The sequence below is a fragment of the Hydrogenophaga sp. L76 genome (assembly GCF_057654755.1).
The window spans coordinates 1,396,896-1,420,902 of record NZ_CM172807.1 but is presented as its reverse complement, the minus strand read 5'-3'; the positions used below and the strand labels follow the sequence as shown (position 1 = coordinate 1,420,902).

At 66.7% G+C, this 24,007-nt stretch carries 19 protein-coding genes; 8 read left to right on the top strand and 11 right to left on the bottom strand.

Translation table 11 applies throughout. The annotated features are described in order from the left end of the window. Positions 1–81 precede the first annotated feature (81 nt). Both AC23D4_RS06785 and AC23D4_RS06780 read right to left on the bottom strand, forming a co-directional pair. On the bottom strand, positions 82–1,095 hold the full coding sequence (locus AC23D4_RS06785) for a DUF58 domain-containing protein (protein ID WP_472888106.1): 1,014 nt from the start codon (positions 1,093–1,095) through the stop codon (positions 82–84). A 38-nt stretch (positions 1,096–1,133) separates the two neighbouring features. Then, complete coding sequence (locus tag AC23D4_RS06780; protein ID WP_472888107.1) at positions 1,134–2,054, bottom strand: AAA family ATPase; 921 nt, start codon at positions 2,052–2,054, stop codon at positions 1,134–1,136. 26 nt (positions 2,055–2,080) lie between these two features. On the opposite strand from AC23D4_RS06780, the gene AC23D4_RS06775 reads away from it, so the two are divergent. The 3 genes from AC23D4_RS06775 (at position 2,081) to AC23D4_RS06765 (ending at position 5,239) form a co-directional block, all read left to right on the top strand. Next, positions 2,081–3,034, top strand: a complete 954-nt coding sequence (locus AC23D4_RS06775) for a histone deacetylase family protein (RefSeq protein ID WP_472888108.1) — start codon at positions 2,081–2,083, stop codon at positions 3,032–3,034. Beyond that, positions 3,027–3,812 (top strand): enoyl-CoA hydratase, encoded by a 786-nt coding sequence (locus tag AC23D4_RS06770; protein WP_472888109.1) that lies wholly within the window; start codon positions 3,027–3,029, stop codon positions 3,810–3,812. The genes AC23D4_RS06775 and AC23D4_RS06770 overlap by 8 nt, the downstream gene beginning before the upstream one ends. Positions 3,813–3,943: 131 nt before the next feature. Continuing rightward, positions 3,944–5,239, top strand: coding sequence for a mechanosensitive ion channel family protein (locus AC23D4_RS06765; protein WP_472888110.1), 1,296 nt, complete (start codon positions 3,944–3,946; stop codon positions 5,237–5,239). 12 nt (positions 5,240–5,251) lie between these two features. On the opposite strand, the gene AC23D4_RS06760 is transcribed toward AC23D4_RS06765, so the two are convergent. The 3 genes from AC23D4_RS06760 to AC23D4_RS06750 form a co-directional block, all read right to left on the bottom strand. Further along, entirely contained in the window at positions 5,252–6,547 is a 1,296-nt protein-coding gene (locus AC23D4_RS06760) for a TRAP transporter large permease (protein ID WP_472888111.1), read from the bottom strand. Continuing rightward, on the bottom strand, positions 6,544–7,053 hold the full coding sequence (locus AC23D4_RS06755) for a TRAP transporter small permease (protein ID WP_472888112.1): 510 nt from the start codon (positions 7,051–7,053) through the stop codon (positions 6,544–6,546). The genes AC23D4_RS06760 and AC23D4_RS06755 overlap by 4 nt, the downstream gene beginning before the upstream one ends. A 100-nt stretch (positions 7,054–7,153) precedes the next feature. Next, complete coding sequence (locus tag AC23D4_RS06750; protein ID WP_472888113.1) at positions 7,154–8,170, bottom strand: TRAP transporter substrate-binding protein; 1,017 nt, start codon at positions 8,168–8,170, stop codon at positions 7,154–7,156. Positions 8,171–8,534: 364 nt separating this feature from the next. Here AC23D4_RS06750 and AC23D4_RS06745 point away from each other — a divergent pair, with 364 nt between their 5' ends. The 4 genes from AC23D4_RS06745 to AC23D4_RS06730 all read left to right on the top strand — a co-directional run bounded on the left by AC23D4_RS06745 (position 8,535) and on the right by AC23D4_RS06730 (position 13,187). After that, positions 8,535–9,284: an electron transfer flavoprotein subunit beta/FixA family protein gene (locus AC23D4_RS06745; RefSeq protein WP_472888114.1), complete on the top strand. Its 750-nt coding sequence runs from the start codon at positions 8,535–8,537 to the stop codon at positions 9,282–9,284. Positions 9,285–9,321: 37 nt separating this feature from the next. Further along, positions 9,322–10,254: an electron transfer flavoprotein subunit alpha/FixB family protein gene (locus AC23D4_RS06740; protein ID WP_472888115.1), complete on the top strand. Its 933-nt coding sequence runs from the start codon at positions 9,322–9,324 to the stop codon at positions 10,252–10,254. 72 nt (positions 10,255–10,326) lie between these two features. After that, positions 10,327–12,117: an acyl-CoA dehydrogenase gene (locus AC23D4_RS06735; protein ID WP_472888116.1), complete on the top strand. Its 1,791-nt coding sequence runs from the start codon at positions 10,327–10,329 to the stop codon at positions 12,115–12,117. Between the two features lie 89 nt (positions 12,118–12,206). Then, entirely contained in the window at positions 12,207–13,187 is a 981-nt protein-coding gene (locus tag AC23D4_RS06730; protein WP_472888117.1) for an NAD(P)H-dependent flavin oxidoreductase, read from the top strand. 68 nt (positions 13,188–13,255) lie between these two features. Here the strand turns inward: AC23D4_RS06730 and AC23D4_RS06725 are convergent, their stop codons facing one another. Continuing rightward, positions 13,256–15,565, bottom strand: a complete 2,310-nt coding sequence (locus tag AC23D4_RS06725; RefSeq protein WP_472888118.1) for a penicillin-binding protein 1A — start codon at positions 15,563–15,565, stop codon at positions 13,256–13,258. A 134-nt stretch (positions 15,566–15,699) separates the two neighbouring features. Here AC23D4_RS06725 and AC23D4_RS06720 point away from each other — a divergent pair, with 134 nt between their 5' ends. Further along, positions 15,700–18,759 carry a transglycosylase domain-containing protein gene (locus AC23D4_RS06720; protein WP_472888119.1) on the top strand — a complete coding sequence of 1,020 codons (3,060 nt, stop codon included), beginning with the start codon at positions 15,700–15,702 and terminating at the stop codon, positions 18,757–18,759. On the opposite strand, the gene AC23D4_RS06715 is transcribed toward AC23D4_RS06720, so the two are convergent. The 5 genes from AC23D4_RS06715 to AC23D4_RS06695 form a co-directional block, all read right to left on the bottom strand. Then, positions 18,711–20,522: a 7TM diverse intracellular signaling domain-containing protein gene (locus AC23D4_RS06715; RefSeq protein WP_472888120.1), complete on the bottom strand. Its 1,812-nt coding sequence runs from the start codon at positions 20,520–20,522 to the stop codon at positions 18,711–18,713. The two genes, AC23D4_RS06720 and AC23D4_RS06715, sit on opposite strands and share 49 nt — an antisense overlap. Positions 20,523–20,681: 159 nt before the next feature. Continuing rightward, positions 20,682–21,983, bottom strand: coding sequence for a TRAP transporter large permease (locus AC23D4_RS06710; protein ID WP_472888121.1), 1,302 nt, complete (start codon positions 21,981–21,983; stop codon positions 20,682–20,684). Next, positions 21,980–22,480 carry a TRAP transporter small permease gene (locus AC23D4_RS06705; RefSeq protein ID WP_472888122.1) on the bottom strand — a complete coding sequence of 167 codons (501 nt, stop codon included), beginning with the start codon at positions 22,478–22,480 and terminating at the stop codon, positions 21,980–21,982. The genes AC23D4_RS06710 and AC23D4_RS06705 overlap by 4 nt, the downstream gene beginning before the upstream one ends. Before the next feature lies 1 nt (position 22,481). Further along, complete coding sequence (gene dctP, locus AC23D4_RS06700) at positions 22,482–23,471, bottom strand: TRAP transporter substrate-binding protein DctP (protein WP_472888123.1); 990 nt, start codon at positions 23,469–23,471, stop codon at positions 22,482–22,484. 55 nt (positions 23,472–23,526) lie between these two features. Beyond that, positions 23,527–23,985, bottom strand: a complete 459-nt coding sequence (locus AC23D4_RS06695; RefSeq protein ID WP_472888124.1) for a type II 3-dehydroquinate dehydratase — start codon at positions 23,983–23,985, stop codon at positions 23,527–23,529. Positions 23,986–24,007: the final 22 nt, after the last annotated feature.

Here is a 24,007-nt window from a genome sequence, read left to right as displayed (position 1 = left end):
GTCGCTGCCCCCCGAGCGGGCGGGTTTCGCCTTGGGGCGGCCCGGCAGCGAAACCCTTTGCTTCGTCGTTGCGAGTCGTCTTCAGCACAGCGCCAGGGCCTCCAGGCAACGGGCTTTGTGAACCGGGCCCTGGTCCGGCGCCATCTCGCGCCCGGGCAGGCGCAGGCCGTAGTCCAGCTCCAGGTGATCGGCCATCAGCACCCAGGCCGTCAGGCGCGAGAGGCGCGCTTCCAGGTCGACGGCGCCGGTGTGCGCGACATCCAGCCAGAGCTGCTGGCGCTGGGTGGACAGGGCGTCGCGGCTCACTAGATCGTCGCGCCCTGCCGCGAAGGCCTGGGCGGCCTTCTTCCAGACCACGGTTTTCTGCGGGTCACCGCGCCGGTAGGCGCGCACGCCGTCGAACTCACCGGTGCTTTGCACGCGCGCGCTGCCCGAGCTGCCGGCCTGCGGTTCGCCGGGAGGGAGCGGCGGCGGGTGGATCTCGGTGGCCGGGTACACCAGCACTTGCGCGGCCGGGCGCCAGACGGTCCAGACGCGGAAGGTGCCGAGCGGGAAAAGGGTGAGCGCGGTGAGCGGTGGCAGCTCGTGCAGGCCGCGGCGGGATGTCGCCCACGCCACCTGCAGCACCGCGCTGCCCCGGGCGGGCACGTCGGTCCAGGCCAGGTGGGTGTCTCCCGGTCGGCTGTCGGCGATCACCCCCAGGCCGATGCCGTAGCGCGTCCGCGGGCGTTCGCTGACGAGGCGGATGTCCAGCGCCACCGCCTGGCCGGCGTGCACCGGTGCGGGTGCAGCCAGGTGCAGCGTGAGTCCGCGCAGGTTGCTGTGGCACACGTGCATGCCCACCACGGCGCTGCCGGCGAGCAGGAAGGTGAGCAGGTAACCCAGATTGAGCTGGTAGTTGATGCTGCCGACCAGCAGCACCAGCAGCGTGATCCCCAGCATCCAGCCCGCGCGCGTGGGCAGGATGTAGACGTTGCGCTGGGTCAGCGTGAGCGTGTCGGTGCGTGGCGCGCGGCTGTGAAACCAGCGCTGGAAGCGGCTGCCCAAGTGGCGCAGCGGGTGGCGCCACGCGGGTGCGGTCCCCGACGGGGGCATGGGTGGCGATGTGGTGTTCACTGGCCGATGCCGTGCAGTCAGGGCAAAGGGGTGGCTTCCACCATGGCGCGGACTTGTTCGACCGCGCCTCGGCCAGCGTCGCTCACCGGTATGAGCCGGTGCGCCACTGTCTGCGGCAGGATGGCGGCGATGTCGTCGGGCGCCACATAGTCGCGGCCGTTCAGGAAAGCCTGGGCCTTGGCCGAACGCACGACCGCCAGAGCCGCGCGGGGGGACAGGCCCTGCGCAAACCAGCGGCCCGAGCGCGTGGCGGCGACCAGGTCCTGCAGGTATTCCAGTACCGGTTCGGCGGTGTGCACGCTGGCCACCGCCTGCTGCAGCCGCGCCAGATCGGCTGGCGTCAGCACCGGCTGCAGTTTCTCCAGCATGCCGCGCCGGTCCTGGCCGCGCAGCAGCTCGCGTTCGGCGGCCCGGTCCGGGTAGCCCAGCGAGAGCCGCATGTGGAAACGGTCGAGCTGCGACTCGGGCAGGGCGTAGGTGCCGAGCTGGTCGTGCGGGTTCTGGGTGGCGATCACGAAGAAAGGTTGGGGCAGGGGACGCGTGGCGCCTTCCACCGTGACCTGCTTCTCTTCCATGGCTTCGAGCAGGGCGCTCTGGGTCTTGGGGCTGGCGCGGTTGATCTCGTCGGCCAGCAGCACCTGCGCGAACACCGGACCGGGGTGGAACACGAAGCCCTCGCGGCCGCGTTCATAGATCGACACGCCCACCAGGTCGCTCGGCATCAGGTCGGCGGTGAACTGCACGCGCGAAAACTGCAGGCCGAAGGAGCGCGAGAGCGCCTGCGCCAGCGTGGTTTTGCCGACGCCGGGCACGTCTTCGATGAGCAGGTGGCCACCGGCCAGAAGGCAGGCCACGCAGTCGGAAATTTGGGGAGCTTTTCCCACGATCACCGTGTTAAGCTGATTCAGAAGTTGGTGGATTTTTTCGTCGGCGTGCATGCCGTGAACCTTAACGTAAAAATGTGATGAGCCAGGCAACAGGTTATTTCACCCACAAGGATTGCTGGAGACACGAAATGGGCGCGGGACACCCCGAGTGTCCGGCGCGGCTCGACGCCATCGAAGACCGTCTGCTCATCACCGGGCTCGACGCCGCGCTCGATCGGCGCGAGGCCACCGCCGCGTCGCTGGCCGATCTGGAACTCGCGCATGGTCGCATGCACCTCGCGGCCCTCCGGGGCCTGTCGGACGGCCTTCGTGACGAAATTGCCGCGGGCGGTCCCTCGCATGCGCAGGTCGATCCCGATACGTCCATCAACATCCACTCGTGGGACGCGATCCTGATGGCCGCAGGCGCTGCCATCGACGCCACCGACGCGGTGATGGCCGGCGAACTGGCCAATGCCTTTTGTGCCGTGCGCCCGCCAGGCCACCACGCCACGCGCAACCAGGCCATGGGCTTCTGCTTCGTCAACAACGTGGCCGTGGCCGCCAAATACGCGCTGGAGCGCCACGGCCTGAAACGCGTGGCCATCATTGATTTCGACGTGCACCACGGCAACGGCACCGAAGACATCGTGGCCGGTGATCAGCGCATCCTCATGTGCAGCTTCTACCAGCACCCGTTCTATCCGGTCTGGGAGCATTCGACGGCCGCCAATCTGGTGAACCTGCCGGTGCCGGCCTACACCAAGGGCATGGACGTGCGCGAGCTGGTCGACATGATGTGGCTGCCCCGGCTGGACGCCCACAAGCCGCAGATGATCTTCATCAGCGCCGGCTTCGACGCCCACCGCGAGGACGACATGGGCCAGATGGGTCTGGTGGAAAACGACTACGCCTGGATCACCCAGCGCATCAAGGAAGTGGCGCAGCGCCACAGCAAAGGCCGCATCGTGAGCTGCCTCGAAGGCGGGTACGACCTGAGCGCGCTGGCGCGCAGCGTGGAAGCGCATCTGAGGGTGCTGGCCGATGTCTGAAACCATGTCCCCCGAGCTGCTGTTGACGCACCGTGATGCGCGCGGCGTGCACACGCTCACATTGAACGCACCGCGCAGCTTCAACGTGTTGAGCGAAGCCATGATGGGCGCGATGCAGGCCGCACTGGACGCGGTGGCGGCCGACCCAGGTGCGCGCGCCGTGGTGATCGCTGCCAACGGCCGCGCCTTCTGCGCCGGGCACGACCTGAAGGAAATGAAGGCCAGGCCCGAGCTGGCGTATTACCAGGCGCTGTTCGCCACCTGCTCGAAGCTGATGATGGGCATCCGCAAGCTGGAGGTGCCGGTGATCGCGCGGGTGCAGGGCCTGGCCACGGCGGCGGGCTGCCAGATGGTGGCGCAATGCGACCTGGCGGTGGCCGTGCAGGAAGCCACGTTTGGCGTCAACGGCATCGACGTCGGCCTGTTCTGCGCCACGCCCAGCGTGGCGCTCTCGCGCAACATGCTGCCCAAGCAGGCCATGGAAATGCTGCTCACCGGCGACTTCATTTCGGCCGACGAAGCGAAGGCGCGTGGCCTGGTGAACCGGGTGGTGGTGGCCGACGCGCTCGACGCCGGCGTGGCCACGCTGGTCGACCGCATCGTGGCGAAACCGCGCGAGGCCATCGCCATGGGCAAGGCGCTGTTCTACCGCCAGCTGGAAACCGGCATGGAGTCGGCCTACCAGCTCGCGGGTCAGACCATGGCCTGCAACATGGCGCACGACGTGGCGCAAGAGGGTGTGCAGGCCTTCATCGAGAAGCGCTCGCCGAACTGGTAGGCCAACGTTGCTCGCTCGCTGTGCGCAGCCGCACAACCCCCCGTAAGCAACACCCGCGGCCCGTCCTGAACCTGTCGACGGGCGGTTCCGCGGTGTTCTGGGAAAAGACTTTTCTTTTTCAGTGACAACGCATGACATCGACTGTTCCGCTCTCCCCCACGCCACCCCCCATTGATGACATGCAGGCCTGGCTCGCCGGCTTCACCCAGTTCACGGTGTGGTTCGAGTTTGCCGCGCTGGTGATCTGTGTGCTCCTGGCCTGGGCCTTCACGGCGGTGTTGCGCCGGGCGCTGGGCATGCGCGAGGAGCGCTCGTCGGTGATGTTTGGTCGCAGCCTGATCGATGGCGTGATGTTCCCGTTGCTGTTGTTGACACTGGGTTACATCGCGCGTTCGCTCTTGCTGGTCTACATGCCTCTGGCGGTGTTCAAGGTGGCCATTCCGGTGCTGGTTTCGCTGGTGGTCATCCGTGTGGGCGTGAAGGTGTTGCAGGTGGCTTTTGCCAGCGCGCCCTGGGTGCGCGTGCTGGAGCGCACGATTTCATGGGTGGCCTGGCTGGCCATGGTGCTGTGGGTCAGCGGACTGTTGCCACTGGTGCTCCACGAACTGGATCAGATCACCTGGACGCTCGGCTCCAGTCCCATGAGTCTGCGCACCATGATCGAAGGCGCGCTCACGGCCGGCGCGGTGCTGATCGTTGCGCTCTGGGTGTCGTCCGTCATCGAGTCGCGGCTGCTCAGATCCGCCGTGGGCGACCAGTTGTCATTGCGAAAGGCACTGAGCAATGCGACGCGTGCGCTGCTCATGTTCGTCGGTCTCATGCTGGCACTCAGTGCAGTGGGTATCGATCTGACGGCGCTGTCGGTGCTCGGCGGCGCCGTCGGCGTGGGCATCGGTTTCGGCCTGCAGAAGCTGGCCGCCAACTACGTCAGCGGCTTCGTCATCCTGGCCGAGCGCAGCATGCGCATCGGGGACAACGTGCGGGTGGACAACTTCGAAGGGCGCATCACCGACATCACGGCGCGCTACACCCTGATCCGCTCGCCCGCGGGGAGCGAGTCCATCGTGCCCAACGAAATCCTGATCACCAGCCGGGTGGAGAACCTCTCCCTGGCCGATCCACGGGTGTGGCTGTCGACTGTCGTGTCGGTCGCCTACGACTGCGATGTGGATCTGGTGCGGCGCCTGCTGGTGGAGGCCGCACTGGCGCAGGAGCGCGTGCTCAAGGAGCCTGCACCCCATGCCGCACTCTCGGCGTTTGGCGCCGATGGCCTGGAGTTCACACTGGGCTACTGGATCGCCGACCCGGAAAACGGTCAGCTCGGACTGCGCTCCGACATCAATCTGGCGATCCTGCGCGCCTTGCGCGAGCACGGGATCGAGATCCCCTACCCGCAACGCGTGGTGCACATGAAAGCCGGGCAGTGACGGCGTGCGGCGTCAACGCGTCATCAGCCCGGGCAGCCACAGTGCAATGACCGGGAACGCGATCAGGATGCCCAGCCGCACAATGTCGGCCATCACGAAGGGCCAGACGCCGCGGTAAATCGTGCCCAGGTTCACCTTGGGCAGCAGCGAGCTGATCACGAACAGGTTGAGGCCCACCGGTGGCGAGATCATGCCGATCTCGACAATGGTCACGATCAGGATGCCGAACCAGATCGGGTCGAAGCCCAGTCCGGTGATCACCGGGAAAAACACGGGAATGGTCAGCAGCACGATGGCCAGCTCTTCCATCACCATGCCCAGCATCAGGTAGATGCCCATCATCATCACCACCACCATGATCGGATGGGGGCTGAACTGCAGCACGAAGTCGCGCAGGTCGCCCGGCATGCTGGTGAAGTTGATGAAGTTGGTGAAGATCATCGCGCCGATCAGGATCATGAACAGCATGGCGGTGGTGCGGGTGCTCTCCACCAGGATCTCCAGCAGCACGCGCGGGCGCAGCGTGCCGCGCAGCAAAGCGAACACGAAGGCGCCTGCCGCCCCCACGCCGGCGCCTTCGGTGGCGGTGAACACGCCGCCGTAGATGCCGCCAATGACCAGCGCAAACAGGATGGCCACGCCCCAGATGCCGCGGATGGCGGCGAAGCGCTGGGCCCAGGTGAAGCGTTCGGCCGGTGGGCCAGCGGACGGATCGCGCCAGGTCACGAACACCACCGCCATGCACAGGCAGGTGATGGCCACGATGCCGGGCAGGATGCCGGCGACGAACAGCTTGCCGATGTCGGTCTCGGTGATGATCCCGTAGATCACGAGGATGGTGGACGGCGGGATCAGGATGCCCAGCGTGCCGCCGGAGGCGATGGCGCCGGTGGCCAGCGTGTCCTTGTAACCGTGGGCTTTCATCTCCGGGTAGGCCACGCGGGTCATGGTGGCGGCGGTGGCGATGGACGAGCCGCAGATGGAACCGAAACCGCCCGAGGCGATGATGCTGGCCATGGCGAGGCCGCCGCGCTTGTGGCCCACAAAGGCGTTGGCGGCGGTGAACAGCTCCTTGGCCATGCCGGCGCGGGCGACGAAGTTGCCCATCAGCACGAACAGCGGGATCACCGACAGCACATAGTGGAAGCCGGTTTCGAAAATCACCTGGCTGGTGCTGGCGTAGGCCGGCTGCCAGCCGCGCATCAGGCCCAGACCCACCAGGCCGGCGATGGACATGGCCACGGCCAGCGGTACGCGCAGGAAGGCGAGGCCGAAGACGGCCAGAAAACCCAGCAGCGCTTCAATCATGTGGACGCTCCCTGGGTTTCGACCAGCACGTGGCCGCTGGTGGGGGCACGCACGAACACCAGCAGCAGATGGGCCAGCCCGGTGAGCATGAGCAGGCCTGCCATCAGCCAGGCCACCGGGGCGATGGACATCGCGAGGTGCACCGTGGTGTCGCCGTATTCGGCAAAGCGCTCGGCCCGCATCACCATGAGGCGGCCGAGAAAGGCAAAGGTGCCGGCGCAGATCAGGTGGATCACGCGGGCCTGAATCGAGCGCAGCCAGTCGGGAATCAGCGCGTCCAGCGTGTCAAAAACCACGTGCTCGCCGCGCCACGACACCAGGGGCAGCGCCGCGAAGATCACCACCACCATGAGCATCTCGGTGAGCTCCAGCCCGCCGGGTATCGAGTTGTTGAAAAACTTGCGACCGATCACGTCAAACACGGTGAGCCACATGAGCGAAAACAACGCCATGGCGGCCATGACGCCGGTGGACCAGTACAGCAGCCGGTCAAGTGTTTTGTGCATGTTGTGCTTTCTGCATGTGAAGTGGGCCGATGGGCAGCAGGGTTGCTGTTCCATCGGCCCACGGGGGCTGGCCGGCCATTGTCGGCCGGTTGACCGGGATTTACTTCACCTTGGCGATTTCAGCACGGAACTCGGCCAGAACCGCCTTCGGATCCTTCAGACCCTTGACCTGTGCGCTCGCGGCCCATTTGGTTTCCAGGTAGTCCTGTTTTTCCATCACGGCCTTGACGAAGGCCTGGTCGGCCTTGATGCGGTTCACGCCCTGGGCCTTCTGGGCGCCGTCGCGGCTGGCGGCGTCCACCTTGTCCCAGCCCTCGCCGAACATGCGCGCGGCCACTTCGCCCGAAAGCTTGTCGACCACGGCCTTGTCCTGCGGCGACAGCGCCTTGTATTTGCCCTCGTTCATCATGAACACGAAGCTGGTGTTGTACAGGCCGCCGGGGAAGGTGGTGGCGTGCTTGACCATGCTGAGCTTGAACGAGGCGATGGACTCGTCGGGGAAGAAGGTGCCGTCCATCACGCCCGTGGACATCAACTCGAACGACTCGGGCGCGGCCTTCAGCGTGGTGTTCCAGCCCATGGCTTTGGAGAGTTCGTTGATGTTGCCGCCACCGATGCGGAACTTGAGCGATGCGGCGTCCGCGGCCGAGGTCACCGGCTTCTTGCTGTTGAAAATGATGCCAGGGCCATGGGTGAACACCGCCAGCGCCTTGACACCGCGGTGCTCGCCCAGGGGCGCGAAGTACTTGCTGTAGATGCGCTGGTAGGCCACCGAGGTGACGGAAGCGCTGTCGCCCAGGAAAGGAAACTCTGCGACCTGGGTCATGACGAAGCGACCCGGCGTGTAGCCGTCCACCGTGTAGGAAATGTCGGCCAGGCCATCGCGCACCGCGTCAAAGGTGCCCGGCGCAGCCGCCACGCCCTTGGGCAGGATGTTGCACTTCATGCGGCCGGCACTTTCTTTTTCCAGCAGGTCGCACCAGTTCTTCTGAACCGTCGACGCTGTGTGGGTGGGTGGCAGCCAGCTGGAGACGGTGAACACCGTCTGGGCGGACACCAGGCCGCTGGACAGCACCGTGGTGGACAGGGCGGCGGCAAAAACGTGGCGAAGTTTCATGAAGCGTATCCTCGGGACGGTGGTTGAATATGGTTTCTAAACATAAGTAAATCAGTCAGAATTCACTATAGGCGAATACCCGGCTTTTTCTTCTCCAGACTTACCCGAATTAGCCGACCATTTGGTTGGTTAATCGCCCGGGCGGCGGTGCCGGGCAGTTTGTGGAGGATAGGAGTAGGCGCATCCGGAAGCCTCGCCTATAATCTACAAAAAGCACGACCGTTCGTTTTTTTGGTTGCTGTGTTCTTTTGTGCATCCAGGCGGTCTGTCTATGGGAGCGGGCATACAATCCGCAGATTGACGTATACGTCAATTCGAATCCCGTTTTTCCTTTCGTTCTCACAACCCTCAGGAGCAACCGAATATGAAGGTCATCGTCCCCGTCAAACGCGTGGTGGACTACAACGTCAAGGTGCGCGTCAAGGCCGACCAGTCCGGCATGGACCTGGCCAACGTCAAGATGAGCATGAACCCGTTTGACGAGATCGCGGTCGAAGAAGCCGTGCGCCTGAAAGAGAAGGGTGTCGTCACCGAGGTCATCGCCGTGTCCTGCGGCGTGACCCAATGCCAGGAAACGCTGCGCACCGCCATGGCCATCGGCGCCGACCGCGCCATCCTGGTGGAAACGGCTGAAGAACTGCAGCCCCTGGCCGTGGCCAAGCTGCTCAAGGCCCTGATGGACAAGGAACAACCCGGCCTCGTGATCCTGGGCAAACAGGCCATCGACGACGACTGCAACCAGACCGGCCAGATGCTGGCGGCTCTCGCTGATTTGCCGCAAGGCACCTTCGCCAGCAAGGTCGAGGTGGTCGATGGCAAGGTCAACGTGACCCGCGAAGTCGACGGTGGCCTGGAAACCCTGAGCCTCAGCCTGCCGGCCATCGTCACCACCGACCTGCGCCTGAACGAGCCGCGCTACGTGACGCTGCCCAACATCATGAAGGCCAAGAAGAAGCAGATGGACATCGTCAAACCCGAAGACCTCGGTGTGGACGTGAGCCCGCGCCTCAAGACCCTGAAGGTCAGCGAGCCGCCCAAGCGCGGTGCGGGCATCAAGGTGCCGGACGTCGCAACGCTCGTCGAAAAACTCAAGAACGAAGCCAAGGTCATCTGAAGACCGCTGACATCAACGATCCAGAGGAACACAGAACATGACCGCACTCGTCATTGCCGAACACGACAACGCCAGCATCAAAGGCGCCACGCTCAACACCGTCACCGCCGCCGCCCAGTGCGGGGGTGAGGTGCACGTGCTCATCGCCGGCCACAACGCCGGCCCAGCCGCTGCAGCAGCTGCCCAGATCGCTGGCGTCGCCAAGGTCATCCATGCCGACGCCGAGTACCTGGCCCACGGCCTGGCCGAGAACATGGCCGCCCAGGTGCTGGCCATTGCAGCCAACTACAGCCACATCCTGTTCCCGGCCACCGCCAGCGGCAAGAACATCGCTCCGCGCGTGGCCGCCAAGCTTGACGTGGGCCAGATCAGCGACATCACCAAGGTGATCGCCGCCGACACCTTCGAGCGTCCGATCTACGCCGGCAACGCGATTGCCACCGTGCAGAGCGCCGACGCCACCAAGGTCATCACCGTGCGCACCACCGGTTTCGACCCGGCGGCCGCCACTGGTGGCAGCGCAGCCGTGGAAACCCAGGCAGCCCAGGCCGACAGCGGCAAGAGCACCTTCATGGGCAGCGAGATCGCCAAGAGCGACCGCCCCGAACTGACCGCCGCCAAGATCATCGTCAGCGGTGGCCGGGCGCTGGGCAGCGCCGAGAAGTTCAACGAGGTCATGACGCCGCTGGCCGACAAGCTGGGTGCCGCGCTGGGCGCCAGCCGCGCCGCGGTGGACGCGGGCTACGCGCCGAACGACTGGCAGGTCGGCCAGACCGGCAAGATCGTCGCGCCCCAGCTGTACGTGGCCTGCGGCATTTCGGGCGCCATCCAGCACCTGGCAGGCATGAAGGACAGCAAGGTGATCGTGGCGATCAACAAGGACCCCGAGGCACCGATCTTTTCGGTGGCCGACTACGGGCTGGAGGCCGATCTGTTCACCGCTGTGCCTGAGCTGATCAAGGCGCTGTAAGACACACACGTCTGCCGAGGGCATCGTTCGCGATGCCCTTTTTGTATCCAAATTCGAAGACAGGAGACCTTCATGAGCTATACCGCACCCCTCAAGGACATGCTGTTCAACATCGAACACCTGGCGCGCATCGACCAGGTGTCCGCGTTGCCCGGTTTTGAAGATGCTGGCCTGGACACCGCGCAGGCCGTGCTGGAGGAGTGCGCCAAGCTCAACGAAGGTGTGATCGCTCCGCTGAACTGGGAGGGCGACAAGTACCCGTCTTCCTTCCACGACGGCAAGGTCACCACGACGCCCGGTTTCAAGGAAGCCTTCAAACAGTACGCCGAAGGCGGCTGGCAGGGCCTGCAGCACCCGGTGGACTTCGGCGGTCAGGGCCTGCCCAAGACCATCGGTGCGGCCTGCGGGGAAATCCTCAACAGCGCCAACATGAGCTTCGCGCTCTGCCCGCTGCTGACCGACGGTGCCATCGAAGCGCTGATCACCGCCGGCAGCGACGAGCTCAAAGCCGTTTACCTGGAGAAGCTGGTGAGCGGCGAATGGACCGGCACCATGAACCTGACCGAGCCGCAGGCCGGCAGCGATCTGGCGGCGGTGCGCAGCCGTGCCGAGCCCCAGCCCGACGGCAGCTACAAGGTGTTCGGCACCAAGATCTTCATCACCTACGGTGAACACGACATGGCCGAGAACATCGTGCACCTCGTGCTGGCCCGCGTGACCGGCGCGCCCGAAGGCGTGAAGGGCATCAGCCTGTTCGTGGTGCCGAAGTTCATGGTGAACGCCGATGGCTCGCTCGGCGCACGCAACGACGTGCATTGCGTGAGCATCGAACACAAGATGGGCATCAAGGCATCGCCCACCGCCGTGCTGCAGTACGGCGATCACGGTGGTGCCGTGGGCTACCTGGTGGGCCAGGAAAACCGGGGCCTCGAATACATGTTCATCATGATGAACGCCGCGCGCTACGCCGTGGGCGTGCAGGGCATCGCGATCGCCGAGCGCGCCTACCAGAAGGCCGTGGGCTACGCGAAGGACCGCGTGCAGAGCCGCCCGGTCGACGGCTCGCTGAGCGCCGCCGCGCCCATCATCCACCACCCCGATGTGAAGCGCATGCTCATGACCATGCGCGCCAGCACCGAAGGCTGCCGCGCCATGGCTGCAGTGGCCGCCGCCGCCTACGACGCGGCCCACCACCACCCCGACGCCGATGCGCGCAAGGACAACGCGGCGTTCTACGAATACCTGGTGCCACTGGTCAAGGGCTACAGCACCGAGATGAGCCTGGAAGTGACCTCGCTGGGCGTGCAGGTGCACGGCGGCATGGGCTTCATCGAAGAAACCGGCGCGGCGCAGTACTACCGCGACGCCAAGATCCTGACCATCTACGAAGGCACGACCGCGATCCAGGCCAACGATCTTGTGGGCCGCAAGACTTCGAGAGACGGTGGCAGCAACGCCAAGGCCATCGCGGCGCAGATTGAAAAGACCGAAGCCGAGCTGGTGCAGCGCGGCAGCGTGAATGCGCTGGCCGTGGCCAAGCGCCTCACCGCCGCGCGCCAGGCCTTTGTGGACGTGGTCGAGTTCATCGCCGCCAACACCCGGAGCAACCCCAACGCCGCCTTCGCCGGCAGCGTGCCCTACCTGATGCTCGCGGGCAACGTGGTAGCGGGCTGGCAGCTGGCGCGCGCGCTGCTGGTGGCCGAAGACCAGCTGGCCGCCGGCACCGACGCGGCCTTCATGCAGGCCAAGATCACCACCGCGCGCTTCTACGCCGACCACATCCTGAGCCGCGTGCCTGGCGTGCGCGACAGCATCTGCGAAGGTGCCGACGCGGTCACGGCCATGGCGGTCGAGGCTTTCTGAAACCGCTGCACCCTGTTGCTGCGGCGACAGGGTGTCCACGCTGGCTGACCCAGAATCCAGCCAGCTTCTCGAACACATTCGGAGACAACATGACCATCCGCCAACGCTACCTGCCCCCGGTGCTGAAGAACATCCGGTTCCCGGTGATCGGCTCGCCGCTGTTCATCATCAGCAACCCCCAGCTCGTCATTGCCCAGTGCAAGGCCGGCGTGGTCGGCGCCATGCCCGCGCTCAACGCGCGCCCGGCCGCGCAGCTGGAAGACTGGCTGGCCGAGATCACCGAGGCGCTGGCTGCGCACGACGCTGCGAACCCGGACAACAAGGCCGCACCGTTTGCCATCAACCAGATCGTGCACAAGAGCAACGACCGGCTGGAGCACGACATGGGCCTGTGCGCCAAGTACAAGGTGCCGATCGTCATCACCAGCCTCGGCGCGCGCGAAGACGTGAACCAGGCCGTGCACAGCTGGGGCGGCGTGGTGCTGCACGACGTGATCAACAACGTGTTCGCACACAAGGCGATCGAGAAGGGCGCCGACGGCCTGATCCCTGTGGCTGCCGGTGCCGGTGGCCACGCCAGCGTGAAGAGCCCGTTTGCCATGGTGCAGGAGATCCGCGAGTGGTTCGACGGCCCGGTGGCGCTCTCGGGTTCCATCGCTTCGGGCGGCGCGATCCTGGCCGCGCAGGCCATGGGCGCCGACTTCGCCTACATCGGTTCGGCCTTCATCGCCACCGAAGAAGCGCGCGCGGTGGACGGCTACAAGCAGATGATCACCGAGAGCAATTCGGACGACATCGTCTACAGCAACTTCTACACCGGCATCCATGGCAATTACCTGAAGGGCAGCATCCAGAACGCCGGCATGGACCCGGACAACCTGCCTGTGAGCGACCCGAGCAAGATGAATTTTTCCACCGGCGAAGGCGCCAACGCGGCCAAGGCCTGGAAAGACATCTGGGGTTGCGGCCAGGGCATCGGCGCCATCCGCGAGGTGCTGCCGGCGGCCGATCTGGTGGCCCGCTTCAAGCGCGAATACGCCGAGGCCAAGGCCCGCATCTGCATGGGTTGAGCCCCTGCACCCACAAAAAAGGCCGACTGCAGAGTCGGCCTTTTGCATGGAGCGATCACGTGACCGGATCAGGGTCTGATCGCGTTCTGGATCAGCTCCAGCAAGGACGATGGGCGGAACGATTCGAGCAAACCCGGTGGCTGTGCGTATTGCACACCCGTGTCGTCGGCGATGCGTTCGGCCCAGCCGCCGTTGGTCCATTCGCTGTAGAGCCAGTCGCCGTTGGCGTACGCCAGCCCGGCGGGGGTCTCGCCCGGCGCAGTCTCCGGCACACCCTTGAGCGCGGCGCCCATGTAGTCCATCCAGATCGGCAGGGCGGCCCGGCCGCCCGATTCGCGGCCACCCAGGCTGCGCGGTTTGTCGTAGCCCATCCAGACGGCCGTGGCCAGCGTGGGGTGGTAGCCGGTGAACCAGGCGTCCACCGCGTCGTCGGTGGTGCCGGTCTTGCCGTAGACGTCGTTGCGTTTCAGCTGCGCCTGGGCACGGGCGGCGGTGCCGGTGCGCGTCACGTCGTTCAGCAGGCTGCTCATCACGAAGGCGTTGCGCCCGGGGATCGCGCGGCTTTCGTCCGTCAGTGGTGCCGGGGGCGGCGCTTCAAACAGCACCTTGCCGTGCGCGTCGGTGATCTTCTCCACCACCACCGGTTCCACGCGCCAGCCGCCGTTGGCCAGTGTGGCGTAGGCCCGTGCCATCTGCAGCGGCGTCACGAGGCCGGTGCCCAGTGCCAGTGTCAGGTTGTCGGGCTGGCGGTTGGCGTCGAGGCCGAAGCGGGTGGTCCAGTCGCGTGCACGCTGGGTGCCCACATGCTGCAACACGCGCACGCTCACCAGGTTGCTTGATTTCGCCAGGCCTTCGCGCAGCGTGATCGGGCCGCTGTAGTCGCCGCTGCTGTTGTCCGGGCTCCAGCCGTTGGCTGCGGTGAAGGGCAGGTCGTCCACGATGGTGGCGGGCATCACGCGCTCTTCGAGCGCGGCCGACACCAACAGCGGCTTGATCGCCGATCCCGGCTGGCGCCAGCCTTGGGTGACGTGGTTGAAGGGTTGGCGCGTGAAGTCGAAACCACCGACCAGCGCGCGCACGCGGCCGGTGCGGGTGTCCAGTGCCACCAGCGCCGCCTCGGCTTCGGGCCATTGTGAGATCGCCCAGTTCTTGCCGTTCTTGACCACCCGCACCACCGAGCCCCGCTGCAGCTTCAGCGGGGCCTTGGCCGCGGGCTGGAGCGCGCGCTGCGCCCAGCGCAGGCCTTCGCCCTGGAGGGTGATGCGCTCGCCCGTGGCCAGCTGGGCACGCAGCTCTTTCGCGCTGGCCGTCACAACGATGGCCACGCGCAGCGTTTCGTCGTCGTGGTGGTCCTTCAGTGCTTCAGCCGCGGCACGTTCCAGCTCGGCGCCGTTGCCGGACGGCAGGGTTTCCTGGCCTTCCGGTCCGCGCCAGCTGCCGCGCCGGTCGAACGCCAGCACGCCGCGCTGCACCGCGTCGTGCGCCGCGCGCTGGTCGGCCGCACGCAGCGAGGTCGTGACCCGCAGACCGGTGGAATAGGCCTCGGTGCCAAAGCGCTCCACCACCACGCGGCGCGCCATTTCGGCCACGTGGGCGGCGTGCACGCTGCGTTGCCCGGGCGACCGCAAGCTCAGTTTTTCGGCGCGGGCGGCGGCCAGTTGTTGCTCGGTGATGGCGCCCACCGCGAGCATGCGCTGCAGTACCACGCGCTGGCGCTGCACGGCGCGTTCGAAGTTGGCCACCGGGTTCGCGTAATAAGGGTTCTGGGGCAGGCCCGCGAGCATCGCGGTTTCGGCCAGCGAGAGCTGGTCCATGGACTTGCCGAAGTAGGTCTGCGCGGCGGCCGCGAAACCATAGGCGCGCTGGCCCAGGAAGATCTCATTGAGGTAGATCTCCAGGATGCGGTCTTTCGAGAGCGCGTCTTCCACCTTGAAGGCGAGCACGATTTCCTTGGCCTTGCGCTCGACCGAAAACTCGCGCGTCAGCAGCATGGTGCGCACGAGCTGCTGCGTGATGGTGCTCGCACCCTGCCGGCGACCCCCGGTCAGCGCCGCCACCACCGCCCGCGCCATGCCCTTCGGGTCAACGCCCGAGTGTTCGCGAAAACGCGCGTCCTCCACCGCCAGCACGGCGTCCTGCAGCCGCTTGGGCGTGCGCGAGAGCGGCACGTATTCGCGCCGTTCGGCACCGAACTGCGCCAGCTCCACGCCGTCGGCGGTGAACACCTGCAGCGGCAGTTTGGGCTGGTAATTGACGATGCGGTCGATCGGTGGCAGATCGAAAGTGGATGCTTGAACCACGGACGCGGTCAGCAGCAGCGGGGCAGGGATGATGAGCGCCAGGCTGAGAAACAGGCGGCGCGAATGACGCAATGACATGGGTAGGGATTATCCGGTGCCCGGGTATGCCGCAGATGAACGGGGCGTAACCGAATGTGCCATCATGGTTCTCGACACACTCGTTTCTCGCTTGACGGCCCACAATTGCTGCGACGCAGCAGATAGAGCCCCCCATGACAGAAAAACCCTTCAGGGAGAACGACCCCACGGTCTCCAGCGGCCAAGCCTCCGAGCCCGGGCGCCGCGGGCGCTTTCGCCTGTGGTGGCTGGGTGTCGCCGCGTTGCTCTTGCTGGGCACTGCAGCCGCGGTCCTGCTGCGCTACGAGGCACGCACGTCCCGCCTGCAGACCTGGGCGCTGGGCCGCTATGCCGCACCGCTCGGTTTTGAGGTGGCTCCCGGGCCCAGCGAGCACATCCGTTTCCCGAAGCACGGCCCGTTCGATGAACGCCTGGGTTACACCCATATCCCCGCCTTCGTTGCCAGCCTGCAATCCCGCGGCTACGAGGTCACGGCGCAGGCCCGGCACAGCGAGGCCCTGCTCGTGCACCTGGACCGCGGCCTGTCCGCCCCTTACGCCGAAAAGGCCCAGGCCGGCCTGACCGTGTTCGATTGCCGCCGCGCGCCGATCCACAGCTTCAGCTACCCCCACCGCCAGTTCGACCGCCTGGGGAGCGTGCCCCCGGTGGTCGCTCAGGCGCTGCTGTTCATCGAAAACCGCGACCTGCTCGACCCCGACCGGCCGCACCTGAACCCGGCCGTTGACTGGGTGCGCTTCACCCGCGCCGTGCTCGGGCAGATCGGCAGCCGGATCAATGACGGGTTCGACACCCCCGGTGGCAGCACCCTGGCCACCCAGATTGAAAAATTCCGCCATTCACCCGGGGGCATCACCCACAACGAGCGCGAGAAGTTGCGCCAGATGGTGTCGGCCGCCGTGCGCGCCTACCAGCAGGGCGAGGACACGCTGCCGGTGCGCCGCCAGATCCTGCTCGACTACCTCAACACCGTTCCGCTGTCGGCCGCGCCGCGGCACGGCGAGGTTCACGGGCTGGCCGATGGTTTGTGGGTGTGGTTCGGGACCGAGCTCGACCGCGCCCGCTTCCTGCTCACGCCGGGGGAGAGCCTGAACGAGAACCAGACCGAGCGCGGCCAGGTCCTGCGCCAGGTGGTGGCCCTCATGGTGGCGCACCGCCGCCCCTCGTGGTACCTCGCCCAGGGTCGCAAAGACCTCGACGAAACCACCGACGCCTACCTGCGCCTGCTGGCCACGGAGGGCATCATTGACACCGGCTGGCGCGATGCCGCCCTGCGGCAGCGGCTGGCGTTCCGGGACATGGTCCGCTACCCGCCGCTGGAGCCGACCAGCCATGGCAAAGGCAGCACCGCCGCGCGCAGCCGCCTGGCCGGGTGGCTGGGCACCTCGCTCTACAGCCTCGACCGGCTCGATGCCAGTGTCGACACCACGCTGCACGGTGAGCTGCAGGACACCGTCAGCGACTACCTCGGTCGCCTCGCCGATCCGGCCTTTGCCCGCTCGCAGCGCCTCATCGGCGAGCGCCTGCTGCAGCCCGCCTCGCTCGACAAGGTGAGTTACAGCTTCACCCTGCTGGAGCGCACGCCCCTGGGCAACCTGGTGCGCGTGCAGACCGACACCACCACGCAGCCGCTGGACATCAACGAAGGCAGCAAGCTCGAACTCGGTTCCACCGCCAAGCTGCGCGTCCTGGCGACCTATCTGGAGCTGGTCGCCGAGCTGCATGCGCGACTTGCCCCGCTGGAGCCGAAAGCCCTGCGCGCCACCGCCTTCGACCGGCAGGACACGCTCACGCGCTGGGCCGTACAGCACCTTGCCAGCGCCAAAGACCGCAGCCTCGACACCATGCTGCTCGCCGCCCTGGAGCGCCGGTTTTCGGCCGATCCCGGCGAGCGCTTCTTCACCGGCGGCGGTGTGCACAGCTTCAACAACTTCAACGACAGCGACAACGGCCGCTCGCCCACCGTGCGCGAAGCCATGCAGGCTTCCATCAACCTGCCGTTCGTGCGCGTGCTGCGCGAAGTCGTGCGCCACACCATGTACCAGGTGCCCGGCAGCACCGCGCGCCTGCTTGAAGACGACAGCGACCCGCGCCGCGAGGCCTACCTTGCCCGCTTCGCCGACCGCGAGGGCCAGGCTTTCCTGCGACGCTTCTGGCGCAAGACCGATCGGCGCAGCACCGACGAGTTGCGTTCGGTGCTGCTTGAAGGCCTGCGCCCCACACCCGAGCGCCTCACCGCCGTGTTTCGCTACCTCGAACCAGCGGCAACGCCCGAAGCGCTGGGCCGGTTTCTGCGCGAGCGCATCGGCGAGAAAGCGCCCGACACGGCCCGCGTGCAGAGCCTCTACAGCCGCTACGCGCCAGACGCCCTCGACCTGCCCGACCGCGGCTATGTGGCCGGCGTACACCCGCTCGAACTCTGGCTTGTCGCCTTTCGCCTGCAGCACCCGAAGGCAACCCTGGGCGAGGCCATCAGCGCCAGCCAGAGCGAGCGGCAGGCGGTCTACGGCTGGCTCTTCCGCACGCGCGTCAAGAGCGCGCAAGACATCCGCATCTACACCCTGCTGGAAGTCGAAGCCTTCCTGGACATCCACCAGCGCTGGGCCCGGCTGGGCTACCCGTTTGGCCACCTCGTGCCCTCGCTGGCCACCGCACTGGGCAGCTCCGGCGACCGGCCCGCGGCGCTCGCCGAGCTGATGGGCATCATCCTCAACGACGGTGTGCGACTGCCCACCCGCCTCCTCACGGGCGTGCAGTTCGCCAGCGACACACCCTGGGCCACCGCGCTGGGGAACACGCCCGTGAAGGGCGAGCGGGTCATGGCGCCCGAGGTGGCGCGGGCGCTGCAACAAGCCTTGTCCGAAGTGGTGGAGCGCGGCACCGCGCGCCGCCTGGCCGGCAGTTTCCGCACCCCGGGTGGCGAAGACCTGTCGCCCGGTGGCAAGACCGGCACCGGCGACAACCGCGTGGTCGTGCGCGGACGCGCCACGCTGGCGCTCAACCGCACCGCCACCTTTGTCTTTCACCTCGGTCCGCGCTATTTCGGCAGCCTCACCGCCTATGTGGTCGGTCCCGATGCCGCGCGCTACCGTTTCACGTCGGGCCTGCCGGTGCAGATCCTGGGATCGATGGGGCCGACCCTGATGCCTTATCTGGGGGCCGCGCCCGGCAGCGGCTGCCCGACCGCACCGCCCTGACCCGGGGTGCCGGCCAGCGCCGGGTTCACCGGCTGCTCACGCGGCAGGTGCCACACCGCTTTGCGGGGTTCGTCGGCCAGCTGGTCCAGCGCGCGGTGCAGGCGTTGCAGTGCGCGCCGGGACTCCACGCGTTCCTCTTCTTCGGCGGCGATCTCGCGGTCGGCCGGCAGCAGGGTGGAGACCAGGCGAAACCGCAGCGTGGCGTCGTCGGGCAGGATGGACGCCGGCTCCAGCCCCTTGGCCACAATGTGCTGCGCCAGCAGCTTGAGGTGTTCCGGTCGCTGGGGTCCTTCCACCAGGATCGCAAAACGCGTGTCGGTCACCCGGCACACCGTGTCCACATCGCGCACCACGCGCGTGAGCCGCGCCGCCGCCAGCACCAGCGCGCGGTCACCCGTGTCCTGCCCCAGGCGCAGGCGAAGGTCGGCGTGGTTGGACAGTTCCACCAGCAGCAGAGCGCAGTGGTGGCCGTAGCGCCGCGCGCGGCGGATCGCATCGCGCAGCCGCAGGTCCAGCACCGGCACGATGGTCAGACCGGTCAGCGGATCGGTGGAATCGAGCGCCCGCAGGCGCGCCCGGTTTTCGCTGAAGTGCTTGGCACGGCGGTGCAGGATGTAGAGCAGCAGCGGGATCTCGATCGCCGAGCCGATCAGCACCGCGTACTGCGCGCCCCAGCTGTCGGACAACACGCCGGCCGCGCGCAGCGCCGGAAACGGGTAACCCAGGTGCACCGGCAGAAAACCCAGCACCATCCAGCCCGCATAACGCTCCCCCTGGCGCCAGGCCCACAGGCACAGGCCGATGCTCAACAGCACCGAGAGCAGGCCGTACAGGTTGAGCACCGCCAGCGCCGCAGCGCTCTGCAGCGTGAGGTAGGCCACCGGATACAGCAGGCCGAACACCGACCACGCCAGCGCAAAACGGTCGAGCCCGCGGTGGTGGCGCGAAATGGCGCACACCTCGCGCACGAACCAGATGCCCGAGCCCGTGAGCCAGAGCATGAAAACCGCGGGTGCCGCGCTGTTCCACCACGCCCAGTCGGGCCAGAAAAACAGGCCCCCGATACCGGTGAACGCCACCTGGAAACCCAGCATGCAGCTCACGTACACCACATAGGCCACAAAGGCGCGGTCGCCGTACAGGCGCGCATGCACCCAGCCAAGGAACAGCACCAGCAGGCCGAAGCCGAGGTAGACACCCACCAGCAGGTGTGTCCACGAGCGCTTCTGCTGCAGATCTGCTGCACTCAGCAGGGTGGTGCGCGGGCTCAGCGGCGCGGGTTTGTTGTCCAGCCGCAGCCACACGCTGAGCGGTGCCGAGGTGTCGTCCAGTGCAAACACCGGCGAGCGGTCGGGATTGGACCACTGCGACACCGCCAGGTGGTCGCCCGCGCGCTGCTCTCGCCAGCCACCACCGGGGCGGGGCTGGAAAAAGCTTGCGTGGTCGGTGAAGGCGGAGCTGTCGAGCATGAGGAACCAGCGCTGGGCCGGGTCCATGGCGGGCAGATCCAGCCGCATCCAGAGTGCGCCATCGCCCAGCTTGAAGGTTCGGTGACCCTCCATGGGCTGAAACTGGGTGGCCGGCGCCTGCGCCACCGTGTCAATGCCGGCCTCGCCGGTCGGGTCCACCCAGTAGTGGGCCCGCAGCGTCACGTCCTGCTCGCCGCTGGAAGCCTGCGCCCCGCCGTGCCACGCCACGAAAGCCAGTGCCAGCAGCAGGACGGTGCGGGCGAGCAGGCGGTGGAGGGCGTAAGCGGGTGGCATTGGCGCTATGTTAGCGGGCGGCTGGCGCGGGCCCGGATGACCGCCTCAGCGAGCCCAGGTGTTGCAGCACCCTGCACAGGGGATACCGGTGGCAGACGCGCTGGCCGCGAGCACGCAACATGCTGCGTCGGGCACGGTGCACTCAGCCAGCGGAATCGCTCAGCCCGAGTAGCCCGCCAGGCGCGGCAGGAACAGCACCAGGTCGGGCCAGAGCGTGATCAGCACCAGTGCGCCCAGCATGACCCCGAGGAAAGGCATCACCTCGCGCACCAGTTCCACGAGCGACACGTCGGCGATCCTGGTCATCATGAACAGCAGCAGGCCGTAGGGCGGGGTCACGAGCCCGATCATGATGTTGAGCACCGCCACCACGCCAAAGTGCACCGGGTCGATGCCGAGCGCCGTCGCCGTGGGCAGCAGCACCGGCAGGATCACCAGAATGATGGTGGAGCCTTCCAGAAAACAGCCCAGCACCAGCAGCATGAGGTTGACCAGCAACAGGAAACCCTGTGGCGACAGGTCCAGGGTCTTGAGGATCTCGCTGAGCGATGCGGGAATGTTCTCCGCCGTGATGACGAAGTTGAAGACCAGGGCGCCAGCGATCAGCATGCCGATGGAGATGCTGGTGCGCGCGCTGGTGAGCAGGGCGTCGTACATGTCGCGCCAGCCGATGCTGCGGTAGAGCAGCACCGAGATCAGCAGGGCATAGGCCGCCGCCAGGCCCGCGGCCTCGGTCGGCGTGGTGATGCCGCTGTAGAGGCAGCCCAGCAAAATCACCGGCAACATCAGGGCCGGAAACGCCGCGCGCGTGATGGCCGGCATCTCCCGCAGGGCCACCCTGGCCTCGACCGGATAGTTCCGGCGCTTGGCCAGGAAATAGATCAGGCCCATCTGTACGGCGCCCAGCAGCAGCCCGGGCAACACGCCCGCGATGAACAGGTAACCGATGGAGGCGCCCGACACCAGGGCATACAGCACCAGCGGGATCGAGGGCGGAAGAATGGGACCGATGACGGCCGAGACGGCGGTCAGCGCGGCGGCAAAGCCGCGCGTGTACTGGCCGTTGCGCGTCATCATGGCCAGCATCATCTTGCCCGAGCCGGCCGCGTCGGCCAGGGCGGAGCCCGACATGCTGGCAAACACAATGCTCTGCAGCACGTTGACCTGCGCCAGTCCGCCGGGGAAGCGCCCGACGATGGCGTTGCAGAAGCGCAGCAGGCGGTCCAGGATGCTGCCGGTGCTCATGATGGTGGCCGCCAGGATGAACAGCGGGATCGCCAGCAGCAGGAAGCTGGAGTAGGTGCCGTTGAGCAACTGCTCGGCCGCGGTGCCCATGTCCATGCCCTTGAGGTACAGGTACAGCACCGAGCCACCGATCATGGCCTGGCCGATCGGCACGCCGAGCAGGCTGAGAACGACGATGGCGCCGAGGGCCAGCGAGAAGGGACTGGTGAAGTTCATGGGGCGGGCTGGGCTTCGACGTTGGCGGGATCTTTGCCGCGCAGGAGCTGGCCGAGGGTCCAGAGGTGGCGGGCGATCACGGCCACCGAAAACAGGATGTAGATCGAGAACAGCACATCGAACCGGATGTTCATGTACGAGCTTTTCTCGACCTTCATGAAGCTCACGTAGTCCCAGGCCGCGGGCAGCGATATGCCGAACAGCACCACCATGCTGGCCGAGCCCACAATGCCCATGGCGATGCGGGCCCGCCGCCCGGCGTGCACCGACACGAAGTCGATGCGGATCTCCTCGTGGTCCTTGAGCACAAAGGCCGCCCCCCAGAGCACGAGCCAGAGCCAGGCCGCCACGGACAGTTCGGCGGTCCAGCCCACGGGCCAGTTGAAGACGTAGCGCAGGACGATCTGGAGGATGAAGGCGACGAAGATGATGGCCAGCAGGCCGGCGGCCACCGCCTCGGCCACGCGGTGCAGGGAAGACAGGCGGGTTCTGGGCATCTCACTTCATGGCGTTGATCTTGTCGAGCATGCCGGTCGGCCAGTTCCTGGCTTCGTCCGATGCCAGATAAACCTTTTGTGCATGTTCGCGGAAGGCGGCCACGTTGGGCGTGTACACGTCCAGTCCCTTGCTCTTGAAGCCGTTGGCGAGCTCCGCCTCGCGTTTGAGGTGCTCCGCCGTGCTCCAGGCGATGGCCTTGCTGGCGGCGGCCTGGAAGGCCTGCTGCCTGGCCGGCGTCATGCTGTCCCAGGTTTTCATGTTGACGGCGAGCAGGTCGTAGCCCACCAGGTGCGAGGTCAGCACGATCTGCGACATCACCTCGTCGAACTTCATGTTCTGCACGTTGGGCAGCGGGTTGTCCTGCCCGTCGATGGCGCCGGTCTGCAGGCCGGTGTAGGTTTCGGCGTAGGCCATGGGTGTGGGGTTGGCACCGATGGAACGGCCCAGCAGCTGCCAGCTGTCGCCCGGCGGCATGCGCAGTTTCACGCCCGCCAGATCGGCGGGCACGTTGATCTTCTTCTTGCTCTTGAGACCGACCTGGCGCGTGCCGAAGAAGGTCGGGCCGAGGATCTTCACCTTGAGCTGGTCCTCGACCATCTTCTTCATCTGCGCGCCCATGTCGCTGGCGAAGAAGTTGTTGAGGTGGTTGGCGTCGCGGAACAGGTAGGCCGAGGTGAGCAGCGACCAGGCCGGGATCTGCTTGGAGATGTCCTGCGGTCCGATGTTGCCCATTTCGAGGTTGTTCCGCTGCAGGGCCACCAGCTCGGTGCCCTGTTTGAACAGGGTGGAGTTGAGGAACACCTCGACCTTGAAGTCGGCCTCGATGTCCTTGGCGAACATCTTCATCATGTCGGCGCGGATGTCCTTGTCGGAGAACACGGCGGCGAAGCGCAGGGTGGGCTGGGCCTGTGCCCAGGCCGGCATCATCGCGGCGGCGGCGAGCGAGGCGCCGGCACAGAGCGCGGCGCGGCGGTTGGTGGGAAAGTTCATGGGGATGTCTCCTGTTGTGGGGTGAGGTGAAAACGCCGGGGAATGGGTTGACCGGTCACGCGGGTGCATGCGCCGCCGTGGCCAGTTGCTGCGCCACCGCGCGGATCGCCAGCTCGTAGCCGAAGGGGCCGAAGCCGCAGATCACGCCGGTGGCTGCGAGCGAAACCAGCGAGTGCTGGTAGAGCGCATCGCGGCGGTGGATGTTGGTGACATGGACTTCCGCGATCGGCCGCTCCAGGGTCTTGAGTGCGTCGAGCAGGGGAATCGAGCGGAACGACAGGCCCGCCGGGTTGATGACGACCGCAGCACCGCGCTCGCGCGCCTCCTGCACCCAGTCCACCAGCACGCCTTCGTGGTTGGACTGGCGAAACTCGCACGCCAGGCCCAGTTCACCGGCCACGCGCCGGCACATCTGCTCGACCTGCGCCAGCGTGGTGCTGCCGTACAGGTGGGGCTCACGCACCCCGAGCAGGTTCAGGTTGGGTCCGTTGAGGATGTAGACGGTGTCGCTCATGGCCGGTGCTCCAGCCATCGGC

Bases quoted from the DNA above. Each gene is read 5' to 3' on its own strand.
- AC23D4_RS06760 (WP_472888111.1), bottom strand. From the start codon at position 6,547: ATGATTGAAGCGCTGCTGGGTTTTCTGGCCGTCTTCGGCCTCGCCTTC.
- AC23D4_RS06710 (WP_472888121.1), bottom strand. From the start codon at position 21,983: ATGAACTTCACCAGTCCCTTCTCGCTGGCCCTCGGCGCCATCGTCGTT.
- AC23D4_RS06785 (WP_472888106.1), bottom strand. From the start codon at position 1,095: ATGCCCCCGTCGGGGACCGCACCCGCGTGGCGCCACCCGCTGCGCCAC.
- AC23D4_RS06765 (WP_472888110.1), top strand. From the start codon at position 3,944: ATGACATCGACTGTTCCGCTCTCCCCCACGCCACCCCCCATTGATGAC.
- AC23D4_RS06780 (WP_472888107.1), bottom strand. From the start codon at position 2,054: ATGCACGCCGACGAAAAAATCCACCAACTTCTGAATCAGCTTAACACG.
- AC23D4_RS06775 (WP_472888108.1), top strand. From the start codon at position 2,081: ATGAGCCAGGCAACAGGTTATTTCACCCACAAGGATTGCTGGAGACAC.
- AC23D4_RS06725 (WP_472888118.1), bottom strand. From the start codon at position 15,565: ATGTCATTGCGTCATTCGCGCCGCCTGTTTCTCAGCCTGGCGCTCATC.
- AC23D4_RS06720 (WP_472888119.1), top strand. From the start codon at position 15,700: ATGACAGAAAAACCCTTCAGGGAGAACGACCCCACGGTCTCCAGCGGC.
- AC23D4_RS06730 (WP_472888117.1), top strand. From the start codon at position 12,207: ATGACCATCCGCCAACGCTACCTGCCCCCGGTGCTGAAGAACATCCGG.
- AC23D4_RS06715 (WP_472888120.1), bottom strand. From the start codon at position 20,522: ATGCCACCCGCTTACGCCCTCCACCGCCTGCTCGCCCGCACCGTCCTG.
- AC23D4_RS06735 (WP_472888116.1), top strand. From the start codon at position 10,327: ATGAGCTATACCGCACCCCTCAAGGACATGCTGTTCAACATCGAACAC.
- AC23D4_RS06740 (WP_472888115.1), top strand. From the start codon at position 9,322: ATGACCGCACTCGTCATTGCCGAACACGACAACGCCAGCATCAAAGGC.
- AC23D4_RS06770 (WP_472888109.1), top strand. From the start codon at position 3,027: ATGTCTGAAACCATGTCCCCCGAGCTGCTGTTGACGCACCGTGATGCG.
- AC23D4_RS06755 (WP_472888112.1), bottom strand. From the start codon at position 7,053: ATGCACAAAACACTTGACCGGCTGCTGTACTGGTCCACCGGCGTCATG.
- AC23D4_RS06745 (WP_472888114.1), top strand. From the start codon at position 8,535: ATGAAGGTCATCGTCCCCGTCAAACGCGTGGTGGACTACAACGTCAAG.
- dctP (WP_472888123.1), bottom strand. From the start codon at position 23,471: ATGAACTTTCCCACCAACCGCCGCGCCGCGCTCTGTGCCGGCGCCTCG.
- AC23D4_RS06750 (WP_472888113.1), bottom strand. From the start codon at position 8,170: ATGAAACTTCGCCACGTTTTTGCCGCCGCCCTGTCCACCACGGTGCTG.
- AC23D4_RS06705 (WP_472888122.1), bottom strand. From the start codon at position 22,480: ATGCCCAGAACCCGCCTGTCTTCCCTGCACCGCGTGGCCGAGGCGGTG.
- AC23D4_RS06695 (WP_472888124.1), bottom strand. From the start codon at position 23,985: ATGAGCGACACCGTCTACATCCTCAACGGACCCAACCTGAACCTGCTC.